The 13,302-nt window shown below is 64.1% G+C and carries 14 protein-coding genes; 10 read left to right on the forward strand and 4 right to left on the reverse strand.

Going from position 1 to position 13,302, the window contains the following annotated elements; genetic code table 11:
- A complete protein-coding gene (locus AC5STI_RS17495) occupies positions 1 to 729 on the forward strand; it encodes a helix-turn-helix transcriptional regulator (RefSeq protein WP_475049940.1) in 729 nt (242 codons plus the stop codon).
- 285 nt (positions 730 to 1,014) lie between these two features.
- Here AC5STI_RS17495 and hemN read toward each other — a convergent pair whose 3' ends face one another.
- Positions 1,015 to 2,370, reverse strand: coding sequence for an oxygen-independent coproporphyrinogen III oxidase (hemN, locus tag AC5STI_RS17500; RefSeq protein WP_495447560.1), 1,356 nt, complete (start codon positions 2,368 to 2,370; stop codon positions 1,015 to 1,017).
- A gap of 61 nt (positions 2,371 to 2,431) precedes the next feature.
- On the opposite strand from hemN, the gene fnrL reads away from it, so the two are divergent.
- Both fnrL and AC5STI_RS17510 read left to right on the forward strand, forming a co-directional pair.
- Positions 2,432 to 3,172 (forward strand): transcriptional regulator FnrL, encoded by a 741-nt coding sequence (gene fnrL, locus AC5STI_RS17505; RefSeq protein ID WP_058285088.1) that lies wholly within the window; start codon positions 2,432 to 2,434, stop codon positions 3,170 to 3,172.
- A 363-nt stretch (positions 3,173 to 3,535) separates the two neighbouring features.
- Positions 3,536 to 3,793: a GlsB/YeaQ/YmgE family stress response membrane protein gene (locus AC5STI_RS17510; protein ID WP_475049946.1), complete on the forward strand. Its 258-nt coding sequence runs from the start codon at positions 3,536 to 3,538 to the stop codon at positions 3,791 to 3,793.
- Between the two features lie 80 nt (positions 3,794 to 3,873).
- Here the strand turns inward: AC5STI_RS17510 and AC5STI_RS17515 are convergent, their stop codons facing one another.
- Positions 3,874 to 4,713 (reverse strand): universal stress protein, encoded by an 840-nt coding sequence (locus tag AC5STI_RS17515; protein WP_495447561.1) that lies wholly within the window; start codon positions 4,711 to 4,713, stop codon positions 3,874 to 3,876.
- Between the two features lie 206 nt (positions 4,714 to 4,919).
- On the opposite strand from AC5STI_RS17515, the gene ccoN reads away from it, so the two are divergent.
- From ccoN to AC5STI_RS17545, 6 genes are all read left to right on the forward strand, one after another.
- Positions 4,920 to 6,530 (forward strand): cytochrome-c oxidase, cbb3-type subunit I, encoded by a 1,611-nt coding sequence (gene ccoN, locus AC5STI_RS17520; protein WP_490398436.1) that lies wholly within the window; start codon positions 4,920 to 4,922, stop codon positions 6,528 to 6,530.
- A gap of 14 nt (positions 6,531 to 6,544) precedes the next feature.
- Positions 6,545 to 7,273 (forward strand): cytochrome-c oxidase, cbb3-type subunit II, encoded by a 729-nt coding sequence (gene ccoO, locus AC5STI_RS17525; protein ID WP_495447562.1) that lies wholly within the window; start codon positions 6,545 to 6,547, stop codon positions 7,271 to 7,273.
- Positions 7,274 to 7,284: 11 nt separating this feature from the next.
- Complete coding sequence (locus tag AC5STI_RS17530; RefSeq protein ID WP_475049958.1) at positions 7,285 to 7,524, forward strand: cbb3-type cytochrome c oxidase subunit 3; 240 nt, start codon at positions 7,285 to 7,287, stop codon at positions 7,522 to 7,524.
- Positions 7,521 to 8,390 (forward strand): cytochrome-c oxidase, cbb3-type subunit III, encoded by an 870-nt coding sequence (ccoP, locus tag AC5STI_RS17535; protein WP_475049960.1) that lies wholly within the window; start codon positions 7,521 to 7,523, stop codon positions 8,388 to 8,390. Before AC5STI_RS17530 ends, ccoP begins: the two co-directional genes overlap by 4 nt.
- 187 nt (positions 8,391 to 8,577) lie before the next feature.
- Positions 8,578 to 9,708, forward strand: coding sequence for a WD40/YVTN/BNR-like repeat-containing protein (locus tag AC5STI_RS17540; protein ID WP_495447563.1), 1,131 nt, complete (start codon positions 8,578 to 8,580; stop codon positions 9,706 to 9,708).
- A gap of 206 nt (positions 9,709 to 9,914) precedes the next feature.
- Positions 9,915 to 10,979, forward strand: coding sequence for a calcium/sodium antiporter (locus tag AC5STI_RS17545; protein WP_495447564.1), 1,065 nt, complete (start codon positions 9,915 to 9,917; stop codon positions 10,977 to 10,979).
- Here the strand turns inward: AC5STI_RS17545 and AC5STI_RS17550 are convergent.
- Together AC5STI_RS17550 and AC5STI_RS17555 are read right to left on the reverse strand one after the other, a co-directional pair.
- Entirely contained in the window at positions 10,949 to 11,698 is a 750-nt protein-coding gene (locus tag AC5STI_RS17550) for a DUF2270 domain-containing protein (RefSeq protein WP_475049967.1), read from the reverse strand. The two genes, AC5STI_RS17545 and AC5STI_RS17550, sit on opposite strands and share 31 nt — an antisense overlap.
- Positions 11,699 to 11,953: 255 nt before the next feature.
- Entirely contained in the window at positions 11,954 to 12,154 is a 201-nt protein-coding gene (locus AC5STI_RS17555; RefSeq protein ID WP_495447565.1) for a hypothetical protein, read from the reverse strand.
- Positions 12,155 to 12,252: 98 nt separating this feature from the next.
- Here AC5STI_RS17555 and AC5STI_RS17560 point away from each other — a divergent pair, with 98 nt between their 5' ends.
- Positions 12,253 to 13,128: a LysR family transcriptional regulator gene (locus AC5STI_RS17560; protein ID WP_495447780.1), complete on the forward strand. Its 876-nt coding sequence runs from the start codon at positions 12,253 to 12,255 to the stop codon at positions 13,126 to 13,128.
- Positions 13,129 to 13,302 lie beyond the last annotated feature (174 nt).

The following is a 13,302-nucleotide window of genomic DNA, read 5'->3' on the forward strand; positions in this document are numbered from 1 at the left end:
ATGGATCTTTACGAAAGATTCATGTCGGCACAGACCAGCGCTGACCGGTGGCGTATTGCAAACGAGGTAATGGCCTCGCTTGGAGCCGCCGCGCTGAACGTGGCTGAGGTTGAAATCAAAACCCGCAGGCTTCTTTGGATGAGAAGCAGCATGAGCAGCGAATTCCTGACCGAGTATGCAAGCCAAAAATTTTACGAGGTGGATCAGTTTGTTTGTGAAATTGCCCAGCCTTTCTACCCGTCCCTGCATATAACCGGCACATTGGAACGCGCTGCGGCGCCAAGCCAGCGGCATTTGGACTTCAATTGGACAACCTGGGATATGGGGTACACGCTGGGGTATGCCATGCGGTTTGCCGGGGCCAGCCCGGACACCAGCAAGACAGTTGTATTTTGCGCCCGCGAGAAGGCCTCGGAATTCACCCCGGATCAGTTCGAGAAGATCCGGCAGGCGGGAACAGCCGTCGCCGCATTTATCAGCGCGCCAGGCAAAGGTGAGGAGTGTCTCGATCTTTATGACTTGGGGGCCGGGAAGACACTCTCAGGCCGGGAAAAGCAGGTTCTGGCTTTGCTTGCAGCAGGGTATCTGAATACCCGGATAGCGCACGAGCTGGGCATCGCCGAAGTCACCGTGCGCAAAACCCTGTTGTCCGCGCGTCAGAAACTGGGCGCGAAAACACGGGAGGAAGCGCTCGCCATTGCTGTAAAGGCGGGCCTGCTGGAGTTCTGAAACAGGCCGGGATAGAGATCCCGGCCTTCGCTTAATTGCTACGGCACTGCTAAGCCAGCGCCGCCCTGTCCCCCAGAGCCAGGCGGGCATAAATCACCCGTTGCGGCGGGCCGCAGCTCAAATGAAGCAGCAGCCCCATTAGTGCTTCGGGAGGAACAAAGCCCGCAAACGTGGAAAGCTCTTCGTAAGCGCAGCGATGGGGAATCCCGAAGCACAGTGCCAGTGTGCAGGCGGCTTAAAGGCCGTGCCAGCTATCGATTCCGATATCCCGATGCCGCAGCGGGATCAGATCGCAGGACTGTGCCCGGTTTTGCTCAGCTCATAGGCGTCCAGGCTGCGGGCAATCATCCGGGTCAGAGGCCGGGCCTCCTGCTTGATCTCCAGGCCGGCGGGCGACAGTCGCAGCATCCCGGGAAACGCCGCTGCCGTTGCGCGCAGCAGCGTGTCGAGCCGGGCCGGGGAGACATCAAAGCGGGCCAGGATCTCCTGGCGGCAGATCCGGAAATCGCACATCAGCGCTTCGATCAGCCGCGCCCGCAGCAGATCCTCGCCCTGGAACGCATGGCCGCGGGCGGTGGCGAACCGGCCTGCGCGGATGGCGCGGATGTAGTCCGACGTGCCGGGTGCATTCTGGGCATAGCCTTGCGGGAAGCGCGAAATGGCGGAGGCGCCGATGCCGATCAGCACGTCTGCCGAATCGTCGGTATAGCCCTGGAAGTTGCGCCTCAGCCGACCGCTGCGCTGGGCAATAGCCAGCCCGTCTTCGGGCCGCGAGAAATGATCGATGCCGATCTCCCGGTATCCGTCCCACAAGAAAAGTTGGCGCGCGGTCTCAAACAGCTCCAGCCGGGCCTCCGGCGTTGGCAGTGTGTCCGACCGGATCATACTTTGCCGCCCGGCCATCCAGGGCACATGGGCATAGCCGTAGACCGCCACCCGGTCGGGGGTGAGCGACAAAAGCTTCTGCACGCTTTCGGTCATCCGCTCCGGGGTCTGATGCGGCAGCCCGAACAGGATATCGGCATTGAGGCTGCCGATCCCGTGCGACCGCAGCATGTCGATGGCCTGCTTGGTAGTCTCGAAGCTCTGAATCCGGCCGATTGCCTGCTGAATGGTGCTGTCGAAATCCTGCACCCCTACAGACGCGCGGTTCATACCCGACTCGGCCAGCGCATCCAGGCGCCGGTCGCCGACCTCATTCGGGTCGATCTCCACCGAAAACTCAGCATAAGGCGCAAGCGGAAACGCGCCGGTGACCGCTGCCGCCAGATCCCGGATCTGCTCTGCGTTCAGCAGTGTCGGAGTGCCGCCGCCCCAATGCAGGCGCGATAGCGTGATGCCCTCGGGCAGCTGCTGGCGGAGCAGGGCGATTTCCGCTTTGAGGACTTCCACATAGGCCGCCACAGGCGCGTCCGATTGGGTGCCCTGCGTGCGGCAGGCGCAAAACCAGCATAATCTGCGGCAGAAAGGCACATGAACATACAATGAGATGCTGCTGCCCGGTGCAATGCTCGACATCCAACTGGAAAACCGTGCGGAATCGGTCGATCTGCCAAAGTGCGGCGCCGTCGGATAACTGGTATAGCGCGGCACTTTGGCGTCAAACAAACCGAGTTTGGCCAATTGAGCTTTCTGATCCATTCCATTACCGTTAAGGGAGCGCGCGAGCTCAAGCCTTGACCCAGATCAACCGGACCCCCAAATGAACGCTCCTATCCTGTCACAGTCCAGATGCGGGGACTGCCCGATCCGCCACCGTGCCGTCTGCGCACGCTGCAATGCGGATGAGCTGGAGGAGCTGGACGCCATCAAATACTACCGCACCTATGAGGCGGGGCAGCCGATCATCTGGTCGGGCGACGTGATGAATTTCGTCGGCTCGGTTGTGTCGGGCATTGCCTCACTGACCCAGACTATGGAGGACGGGCGCACCCAGATGGTGGGGCTCTTGCTGCCCAGCGATTTTGTCGGCCGCCCGGGCCGCGAAGGCGCGGCCTATGATGTGGCTGCGACCACCGATGTGGTGATGTGCTGCTTCCGCAAGAAGCCCTTCGAGGAGCTGATGGAGCGCACGCCGCATATCGCGCACCGGCTGCTGGAGATGACGCTGGACGAGCTGGACGCGGCGCGCGAGTGGATGCTGGTCCTGGGCCGCAAGACCGCACGCGAGAAAATTGCCAGCCTCCTGGCCATCATCGCCCGCCGCGATGCGACGCTGACGCCGGGCGGGGCCACCAACCGGATGGTGTTCGACCTGCCGCTGACCCGCGAGGCGATGGCCGATTACCTGGGTCTGACGCTGGAAACCGTGAGCCGCCAGATCTCCGCCCTCAAGAAGGACGGCATTATCGAGCTGGAAGGCAAGCGGCATGTGACCGTGCCCGACATGCGCCGCCTGATGGAAGAGGCCGGCGACGACAGCGACGGCGGCTTCCTGGGCTGACCGGGCGGGCGGCGTCCTTCTTTTTCTCCTGATTCTTGTGCTGACGGTTGCAGGCGGCCAGCGAGCGCGGGCTCGCGCGGCGGCCAAGTGGGCGTGACCAAAGCAGCTTTCCGTCTAGGAGGCGGGAAGCTCCCGCGCCCGCGCGTGCCCGGCTGCGCCGGACCCGCTGGCGGCCTTGGGCCCGGCACCGCGCAGCGGTGCCATGCCCAACGGGAGGAAGCCCTTCTGCCAAGAAGGGCCGACGACGGGCGGGAGAGCCACGGGGGATTGGCAGCGGCCCGTTCGCCGGGCGCCCTCAACCTTGAGCGTGACCCGGCATAGGGACTGTGGTCTACTGGCCGCATCACAAAAGCGGAGGCGGCAATGCATTTTGGAAGCGTGATCGGGATGCTGATCATCGGAGCCCTGGCCGGGTGGCTGTCGGGCAAGATCATGCAGGGGCGCGGATTTGGCCTGTTGGGCAATATCATCGTCGGCGTGGTCGGCGCCTTTCTGGCCGGGACGATCTTTCCGGCGCTGGGCTTTGCCGCAGGGGGAGGGTTTTTCTGGTCGCTGATCCACGCCACGATCGGCGCGGTGATCCTGCTGTTCCTGATCGGGCTGATCCGCAAGGCCAGCTAGGCCGCTCGAGGCCCCGAAACAGAAAAGGCGCCCCGCGGGGCGCCTTTCTTGTCTGTATCAGTATCAGCTTGCGGCGCGCATCAATGCGCCATCAGCACCGGGACCGCCGCCTGTTCCAGCATGTTGCGGGTGGCGCCGCCGAGGATGGCCTCGCGGAAACGGGAGTGGCCGTAGGCGCCCATCACGATCAGGTCGGCGGCGGTATCCGCCGCATGGCGGTTCAGGATGTCCGACACCCGGGTCAGCGTCTTGCTGAGCACGTCGATTTCGCAGGTGACGCCGTGGCGGGACAGCATCTGCGCCAGCATGCCGCCTGGATCCGAACGCTCTGGCCCATGCTGCGGCGGGTCGATCACCGCAATGCGCACGAGGTCGGCGCCAACCAGGAACGGCAGAGATTTGCGGATTGCGGTCATCGCCTCAAGGCTTTCGTTCCAGGCCACCAGCACGGTTTTGGGCCTGCGCAGCGGTTCGCCTTTGTCCGGCACCACCAGCACTGGCGCGCGGCCTTCGAACAGCGCCGATTCGACGATCGGCTCGGCCTCGGCGCGTTTCTCCTTGCCATAGGGCTTGCCCAGCACCACCAGATCGGAGAACCGCGCGTGGCGCGCCACGTGGCGGCCAAGATCGGCGATCTGGGCCACGCCGCTGTCGGTGGCAAAGGGCACGCCCGCCCGTTGCAGCGCCTCCTCGGCGCCGGCTTGGACCGCTTCGGCCTCTTCCTGGGCGCGGGCCAGGGTTTCCTGCAGCACCATGGCATTGGCGCCAGCGTAGTAATAGCCCGTCTGGGTGCGGTCGACACCGAGGCAGAGCGCATCGGCATGGGCGCCGAACTCTTCTGCCAGGGCCGCAATTTGCGCCAGGGGCGCCGCTGCGGTTTCCGCAGCCGTCAGAACGGTAAGCAAGGACTTGTAGGACATGACACCTCCCGGCGGGGTCTCAGCGCCGCGGGCCCCCATGGCCCCGGCGCGGGGGTTTTCACTGCACGGGAAGAAGTGTCACATGTTGCCAGGAATTGTCTTGATGCAGATCAAGGCAGGAGGGAGGCGCGTTTTGCAAGAAGAGCGCGGTCTATTAACGTCCCCGTATCCGCAGGATTCGCGGGGGCACGGCAAAGGGACGCAAGATGTCTAACTATATCAAGCTGATAGCGCTTGGTCTGGTCACGCTGTTTGCGATGATCGGTACCAATTACGCGCGGGATCTGGCTTACCAGGTGCATGCGGTCATCGTGATGATCGTGGCCGGTGGCCTGTTCCTCTATACTTTGCGCCACACCAACGAGCCGAAAAAGGCAGTTGTTGGTCTGGAAAATGAGTATTTCGACAGCGTTGTGCGCGCTGGTACAATTGCAACCGCCTTTTGGGGCGTGGTCGGGTTTCTGGCAGGGACCTTCATTGCGTTCCAGCTGGCCTTTCCGGCACTGAATTTCGATTGGGCGCAAGGGTTTGCCAATTTCGGCCGCCTGCGCCCGCTGCACACTTCTGCAGTGATTTTTGCATTTGGCGGCAACGCGCTGATCGCAACCTCCTTCTACGTGGTGCAGCGGACTTCCGCGGCGCGCCTCTGGGGCGGCAACCTGGCCTGGTTCGTGTTCTGGGGCTACCAGCTGTTCATCGTGCTGGCGGCAACCGGCTACTTGCTGGGCGGCACCCAGTCCAAGGAATACGCGGAGCCGGAATGGTACGTTGACCTGTGGCTGACCATCGTCTGGGTCGCCTATCTGGCCGTGTTCCTGGGCACCATCATCAAACGCAAGGAACCGCACATCTACGTGGCGAACTGGTTCTTCCTGTCGTTCATCGTCACCGTGGCCATGCTGCACCTGGTCAACAACGCGACCATTCCGGTGTCGATCTGGGGTTCCAAGTCCGTGATCGTCTGGCCGGGCGTGCAGGATGCGATGGTGCAGTGGTGGTACGGGCACAACGCCGTGGGCTTCTTCTTGACCGCAGGCTTCCTGGGCATGATGTACTACTTCATCCCGAAGCAGGCCGAACGTCCCGTGTTCTCCTACAAGCTGTCGATCATCCACTTCTGGGCGCTGATCTTCCTGTACATCTGGGCCGGTCCGCACCACCTGCACTACACCGCGCTGCCTGACTGGGCCTCGACCCTGGGCATGGTGTTCTCGGTGATCCTTTGGATGCCCAGCTGGGGCGGCATGATCAACGGCCTGATGACGCTCTCGGGCGCCTGGGACAAGCTGCGCACCGACCCGGTGATCCGGATGATGGTGATCTCCGTCGGCTTCTACGGCATGTCCACCTTTGAGGGCCCGATGATGTCGATCCGCGCCGTGAACTCGCTGAGCCACTACACTGACTGGACCATTGGCCACGTGCACTCCGGCGCGCTCGGCTGGAACGGCATGATCACCTTCGGCGCGCTGTACTACCTGGTGCCTGTGCTGTGGAAGCGTGAGCGCCTGTACAGCCTCAGCCTGGTGTCCTGGCACTTCTGGCTCGCCACCATCGGTATCGTGCTCTACGCCGCGTCGATGTGGGTGACCGGTATCATGGAAGGCCTGATGTGGCGCGAAGTGGACGCCAACGGCTTCCTGGTGAATTCCTTTGCCGACACCGTGGCAGCGAAGTTCCCGATGTATGTGGTGCGCGGTCTGGGCGGGGTCATGTTCCTCGCAGGGTCCATCATCATGTGCTACAACCTGTGGATGACCGTCCGCCGGGCACCGGCCAAAGAGGCCAGCCTGTCGGTTCAGGTCCCGGCTGAATAAGGAGGGCCGGAGCAATGGCAATTCTCGACAAACATAAGATCCTCGAGACCAACGCGACCCTCCTGCTGATTTGCAGCTTCCTGGTCGTGACCATCGGCGGACTGGTGCAGATCACACCGCTGTTCTACCTGGAAAACACCATCGAGGAGGTGGAGGGCATGCGTCCCTACACCCCGCTCGAACTGGCAGGCCGCGAGGTCTATATCCGGGAAGGCTGCTATGTCTGCCACAGCCAGATGATCCGCCCGATGCGCGACGAGGTCGAACGCTACGGCCACTACTCGCTGGCGGCGGAGTCGATGTACGACCGCCCGTTCCAGTGGGGCTCCAAGCGGACCGGGCCGGACCTGGCCCGGGTGGGCGGCCGCTACTCGGATGAGTGGCACGTCGACCACCTGCGCGACCCGCAGGCCGTTGTGCCGGAATCGGTGATGCCGAAATACGGCTTCCTCGAAGAGAAGAAGATCGACGGCAAATACATCGGCGACATCATGGCCACCAACGCCATGCTGGGCACGCCCTACAGCGAGGAGATGATCGAGACCGCACAGGCCGACTTCCGCGCCCAGGCGGATCCGGACAGCGACTATGACGGGCTGCTGGAGCGCTATGGCGACAAGGTCAACGTGCGCAACTTCGATGGTCAGCCAGGTGTCTCCGAGGCCGATGCGCTGATCGCCTATCTGCAGATGCTGGGCACGCTGGTCGACTTCTCGACCTTCACCCCGGATGCAAGCCGGTAAGGGAGGATAGGATGGAACTCTATACACTCCTGCGGGAATTTGCAGACAGCTGGATGCTGCTGTTCCTGTTCATCGTCTTCATCGGCATCATTGTCTGGGCGTTCCGCCCAGGCAGCACCAAGGCCTACGAGGATACCGCAAACATCCCGTTCCGCCACGTTGATGCACCGGCGCCCCGCCGGGGAGCCGATGCAGCAGCGCCCCGCAAGGGCGACGACAAACCCGCCGCGACTAAGGAGGCGAGGGCATGAGCAAAAAATCGAAAAAGTTCGAGGGCGATCCGAACACCACCGGCCATGAGTGGGACGGGATCGAGGAATTCGACAACCCGATGCCGCGCTGGTGGCTGTGGACCTTCTACGCCACCATCATCTGGGGCGTCCTCTACACCATCGCCTATCCGGCCTGGCCGCTGGTCAACTCGGCCACCGCAGGCATCCTGGGCTGGTCGACCCGCGGCGACGTGGCGGCCGAGATCACCGCGGTGGAAGAAGCCAACGCGCCGGTCAACGCCAAGCTGGAAGCAGCTGAGCTGACTGCTATCGCGGGTGACACGGAACTGAACACATACGCAGTGTCTGCAGGCTCCGCCGTGTTCAAGACCTGGTGCGCCCAGTGCCACGGCTCCGGCGCGGCCGGTGCCAAGGGCTACCCGAACCTCCTGGACGACGACTGGCTCTGGGGCGGCTCGGTGGAGGACATCCATGCCACCATCGCGCACGGCATCCGCAACGAGGACAGCGACGACGCGCGCTACTCCGAGATGCCTGCCTTCGGCCGCGATGAGCTTCTTGAAAAAGAAGAGATCAGCCAGGTGGTCAACTACGTGATGTCCCTGTCGGGTGAGCCGCAGGATGCGTCCAAGGTCGAGGCTGGTTCGGTAGTCTTTGCCGATAACTGCGCCTCCTGCCACATGGAAGACGGCACCGGCGACCGCTCGCAGGGCGCGCCGAACCTGGCCGATGCGATCTGGCTCTATGGCGGCGACTACGCCACTCTGACCGAGACCGTGAGCAACTCGCGCTATGGCGTGATGCCGGCCTGGAATACCCGCCTGACCGAAGCGCAAATCCGCGCCGTCTCGGCCTATGTCCACCAGCTGGGCGGCGGCGAATAAGCCGGACCGGGTTTTAGAAGAAGATCGAAGGGGCTGCCTGCGGGCGGCCCTTTTTTCGTCTGGCCGCCACCGGCACCTGCCCGGCCGTAAGGCCGCGAAGGCCTGGAACAGCCAGTTTCCGCCCTGCCGCCCTTGCACATGCGACATCTCTGATAGGTTGTGGTACCCTTGCGCTTGGAGGCCAGCTATGACCGCATCCGCACGCATTCTTCTTGGCACGACCAAAGGCGCCTTTATTCTGACCCCGCGGGGCAAGGACTGGTCCGTTTCAGGCCCCCACTGCGATGGATGGAGCATCAACCACGTCATCGGTGACCCGGACAGCGGCACACTTTGGGCGGGCGGGGGCGGCGAGTGGCACGGGGCAGGGGTCTGGCGTTCCGAGGATGGCGTGGCCTGGGAGCTGTCCAAGCTTTCAAACGGCCAGATCGACGAATGGGCCGCCTCGGACCGGGAAACGGCGGCTTTCTTCAATTGGGAGCCCACCGAGGTTCCCTTTGAAAACCTCAAGGCCGTCTGGTCGCTGCACAGTGCGCATGGGGTACTCCACGCGGGCACCAATCCCGCCGAACTTTTGTCCAGCGCGGATGGCGGCAGGACATGGCAGAAGAATACCGCGCTCGAAAATCATCCGTCCCGCGACAGCTGGAACCCCGGCGCGGCCGGGCTGGTGCTGCACACTTTGCTTAGCGACCCTGGCAGCGCCGGCAAGATGTGGCTGGGCATATCTGCGGCAGGGGTTTTCGCCACGGAGGACGGCGGCAAGACCTGGGAACGCCGCAATCGCCTGTCTAACGACACGGTCTGCACCGGGCACCATCACCCCGCCGCGCCGCAGAACGGCGAAACCGGCCATTGCGTGCACAACATGCAGCGCGGCCCTGGCGATTTGCTCTATCAGCAGAACCACCACGGCACCTACCGCAGCACGGATGGCGGGCGCACCTGGAGCGATATCACCACCGGGCTGCCGTCCACCTTCGGCTTCCCGGTTGCGATCCACCCGCACGACCCGGATACAATCTGGGTGCTGCCGCTGAACGGCGACGCGGACGGCCGTTTCCCGCCTGATGCATCGGCCGCGGTTTGGAAATCCACCGACGGCGGTGAAACGTGGGCGGCCAAGCGGGACGGGCTGCCGCAAGGCAACTGCTTCTTCACGGTGCTGCGGCAGTCGATGGCTACTGATGCAGAGGCGGGCCTCTATTTCGGAACTAACTCGGGCTCGGTCTTTGCCAGCTTTGACGAGGGCGAAAACTGGAGCGAAATCGCCCGGCACCTGCCAACAATCCTGTCGGTGGAGACCCTGAGCCAGTAACTTAGCAGGGGCGCAGCGGGCTGCGCCTGGGATACCGCGGAGAAATGACCGCCTCGGCCTCTTGAAAACTAGAAGGCGAAATCTCACTTCCGCGCTGGACGCTTGCTGGCCAATCTGCTCTGCTTAGGAAGATGAGGGGCGCAGCAGGGGCGTCAGCTGCGCGGCGCTTGGCAAGGGCAAGGGGCGCATTCCCGGAGAGATTAAACGTGTTCGATATCTGGCTGGCGCTTCTGGGCGGGCTTCTTCTGCTGATCCTGGGCGGCGAGTTCCTCGTCCGAGGGGCAGTGCGCGTTGCGGAGCGCTTCGGAGTGTCGCCGCTGGTCATCGGCCTCACCCTTGTCGGCTTCGGCACCTCGGCGCCAGAGCTGGTGACGTCGGTGCGCGCCGCGCTTTCGGGCGCACCCGGCATTGCCTATGGCAATATCGTCGGCTCCAACATCGCCAACATCCTGCTGATCGCCGGGCTCTCGGCCCTGATTGCACCGATGGCGGTGCGGTCGGCGGCGCTGAAGCGTGACGGGGCAGTGATGCTGGCGGCCGCAGTAGTGTTTGCGGCGCTGGCGGCGGTGATGCCGGTCACCCGCACCGCGGGCATCCTCTTCGTGCTGGCGCTCGCCGGCTATATTTTCCTTGCCTTCCGCCAGGAGCGCGCCGGGGCAGCCGTGGCTGTGCCTGCGGCCGGCCCGGCTAACGCGGCAACCGGCAGCGCAGCTGAGCCGGATGAGGGGCATGGTGCGCTGCATGAGAAGGCGGCGGCGCTGGAGGCGCTGGACCCGGCGCTCACGCCTGCGGACCCGGCACCTGCGCCAGCCGACCGGCCAGGCTTGTGGTCCTCGCTGGCTATTGCACTGGCAGGGCTTGGCCTGGTTGTGGCAGGCGGCGGCTTGCTGGTGGACGGCGCAGTGCAGCTGGCCCGTTCGCTGGCAGTCTCGGAAACTGTGATTGGCCTCACCATCGTTGCCATCGGCACCTCGGCGCCGGAACTCGCGACCTCGGTGATGGCGGCGCTGCGGCGTCAGGGTGACATGGCGTTTGGCAATATCGTCGGCTCCAACATCTACAACATCCTCGGCATCGGCGGCGTCACCGCGGCGATCGCACCATCGCCTGTGCCGGATCAGATCGTGGGGTTCGACAACCCGTTGATGGTGCTGGTGTCGCTTGCGCTGCTTGTGCTGGCCTGGACTGGCCTGCGGGTGTCCCGGCGCGAGGGCGCGGTACTGCTGGCAGGCTACTGCGCCTATCTCTGGTGGCTTTGGCCCGCGGCCTGAGCCGCCGCCGAGTCGGCCAGGGTCTTGGGCTTGCGCCCCGCCGCCGGCGGGCGGATGCCCAGACCCTGCTGGTCATAGAGGCTGCTCCAGACGGCAATGCAGCTCCAGCTCACCACATAAAGAACGCCGAACACGATCACCACGCCGCCCGGCAGCGGCCCGATCTCCGCCCGTTCCAGCGCCTGGTCGAATGACTCGATCGGGCGCGGGTGCACCGCGATCTTGCCGGCATAGGCCAGCGACTGGATCAGCAGCACCCACAGGTAGTTGCGCTTGATCCGCCGCCCGATCGATTGCAGCAGGTTGATGTGATAGTCCGGCCGGTTGTAGTCATGCGCCAGAACCTTCTGCCAGTTTTCCTCCAGATGCAGGTCGCCGTCATGCAGCATGGGCGCGTAGAAATGCTTCTCCAGCCAGCGGGCCCGGGCGCGGAAGACGTTGTAGAACCGGTAGCGCCGCGCCTCCAGCATCAGGAAGAAGATGATCAGGATGCCGACCAGGATCAGCGGCAGCGGCGAGGCCTCGGGTGAGGAATAGGAAATCGACAGCGCAACACCCAGCGTCACCACCGCCCAGTTGGTGGTGATGTCCAGCCGGGTGCGCCACATAACGCTGCGATAAACCTCGCCGCGGTACAAATGCGCCAAAGCGCCGACCTCGGCCGCCGACAGCGGAGCGCGTTTCCCGGCGTCTGCCTGTCCGTTCTCTCCCTTGGCCATGAAATGAGAGTAGTTTTTTGCCGGAGACGGGCAAATTTTTGCGTCTGTTTGATCCGTGTCAAACAGCCCCGCGGCGAACCGGGCTAAACACACAGGTGAAAGAGATTGCTGCCCAGCCAACATCCCCCTCCCGGGCAGCATGAGATCCCGCAAGGCCGACGTGCAGGCCAAACGGGCTATGCGCCGGTTTTCCGATCTGTTCGCGCGTTTCCTGGAAAACCGGCGCTTTTTCTTTCTCTCCTCAGGATCAAACCCTCAGATGTTCTGCGGATGGATGCAGCGCGTCCTGGCCGGGCGGCGGCGCAGCCAAAGCGCCAGCCGTTTCAGCAGCCCCGCGCGGCGGCGCGGTGCCTCATAGGCGCGCGGCAGCGGTCTGGCGGCGGGCATATCGCGAAGTTTCACGCAGTCCTGGCGTGCCGCGGTCAGCATCGAGCGGGCGTAGATATCGGTCAGCATGGGTCAGCCTCCTATCCTGCTGTCTGTTCCTGATCCTTGCGCGAGCGGGTGATTCCTGCGAGTTAAGAAAAATCGCAACATGTATGGTGAAATTACATATGAACTGGTCGCACATGCCGCCGCTTGCATCTCTGCGCGCTTTTGCTGCTTTCGCTGAGGCCGGAAACGTGGTGCAGGCAGGCGTCGCACTGAATGTCAGCCACGCTGCCATCAGCCAGCAGCTGAGGGCACTGGAGGCGCATCTGGGCGTCGCCTTGCTGGACCGCAGCGGCCGGGCGCTGGAGCTGACCTCAGAAGGGGCGCATCTGGCCCGGGCGCTGCAGCTGGGCTTTGGCGCAATCCAGACGGCTGTGCAGGAACTGTCCCGCTCCAGCGCCGCCCGCCCGCTGCATGTCACTTGCACACCGATGTTTGCCGCCCACTGGCTGATGCCGCGGCTGCCGGGGTTCCAGGCAGAACATCCCGGCATCGACCTGGTCCTGGACCCCTCCGGCGGCCTTGTCGAACTGAAGCCCGGCGGCATCGACATCGCGCTGCGCTATGGCGACGGCAACTGGCCGGGGCTGGAAACGGAGCTGCTGCTGGCCTCGCCGATGGTGGTTATTGCCGCGCCGGGGCTGCTGGACGGGCGGAGCGTAACGGCGCCGGAGGACCTGCTGGACCTGCCATGGCTGGAAGAGCTGGGCACCTCCGAGGCCAGCCACTGGCTGCAGTCGCGCGGCGTCAGCCAAGGCCTGCGCGGCCCCCGCACCCGGCTGCCGGGCAACCTGCTGATGCAGGCAGTGAAGGCGGGGCAGGGTGTCGCGGTCAGTGTGCGCGCCTTTGTCGAGGAAGACTTGGCAGAGGGCAGGCTGCTGGCGCTGTTCACCGAGGGCGAAGGCCGAGGCTACCACATCGCCGCCCGCCCCGGCGTGCTGCGGGCAGAGGCGCGCAAGTTCATCGCCTGGCTCAGGCGGCAGCAGCAGGCGCGCTGAAACGTCTGTTTCCGCAACGGAAAGCGGCCGCGCCCCGCGGCAGCCGCTGCGCTGCGGCAACTTGCCTCTGGCGGCCCGCGGCACCCAGGCATAGTTGGCATTTTGCCTTCACAAGGCGCTTTGCCGGGCGTGAAAACATGATTGTGTGATACGCTTTTTGATCCACGTCAAAGT

This window comes from Leisingera sp. CC-HEC096, assembly GCF_059429235.1.

Coding starts and splice junctions, on each gene's coding strand:
- AC5STI_RS17495 (WP_475049940.1), top strand. CDS start 1: ATGGATCTTTACGAAAGATTCATGTCGGCACAGACCAGCGCTGACCGG.
- hemN (WP_495447560.1), bottom strand. CDS start 2,370: ATGGATCAGAAAGCTCAATTGGCCAAACTCGGTTTGTTTGACGCCAAA.
- fnrL (WP_058285088.1), top strand. CDS start 2,432: ATGAACGCTCCTATCCTGTCACAGTCCAGATGCGGGGACTGCCCGATC.
- AC5STI_RS17510 (WP_475049946.1), top strand. CDS start 3,536: ATGCATTTTGGAAGCGTGATCGGGATGCTGATCATCGGAGCCCTGGCC.
- AC5STI_RS17515 (WP_495447561.1), bottom strand. CDS start 4,713: ATGTCCTACAAGTCCTTGCTTACCGTTCTGACGGCTGCGGAAACCGCA.
- ccoN (WP_490398436.1), top strand. CDS start 4,920: ATGTCTAACTATATCAAGCTGATAGCGCTTGGTCTGGTCACGCTGTTT.
- ccoO (WP_495447562.1), top strand. CDS start 6,545: ATGGCAATTCTCGACAAACATAAGATCCTCGAGACCAACGCGACCCTC.
- AC5STI_RS17530 (WP_475049958.1), top strand. CDS start 7,285: ATGGAACTCTATACACTCCTGCGGGAATTTGCAGACAGCTGGATGCTG.
- ccoP (WP_475049960.1), top strand. CDS start 7,521: ATGAGCAAAAAATCGAAAAAGTTCGAGGGCGATCCGAACACCACCGGC.
- AC5STI_RS17540 (WP_495447563.1), top strand. CDS start 8,578: ATGACCGCATCCGCACGCATTCTTCTTGGCACGACCAAAGGCGCCTTT.
- AC5STI_RS17550 (WP_475049967.1), bottom strand. CDS start 11,698: ATGGCCAAGGGAGAGAACGGACAGGCAGACGCCGGGAAACGCGCTCCG.
- AC5STI_RS17555 (WP_495447565.1), bottom strand. CDS start 12,154: ATGCTGACCGATATCTACGCCCGCTCGATGCTGACCGCGGCACGCCAG.
- AC5STI_RS17560 (WP_495447780.1), top strand. CDS start 12,253: ATGAACTGGTCGCACATGCCGCCGCTTGCATCTCTGCGCGCTTTTGCT.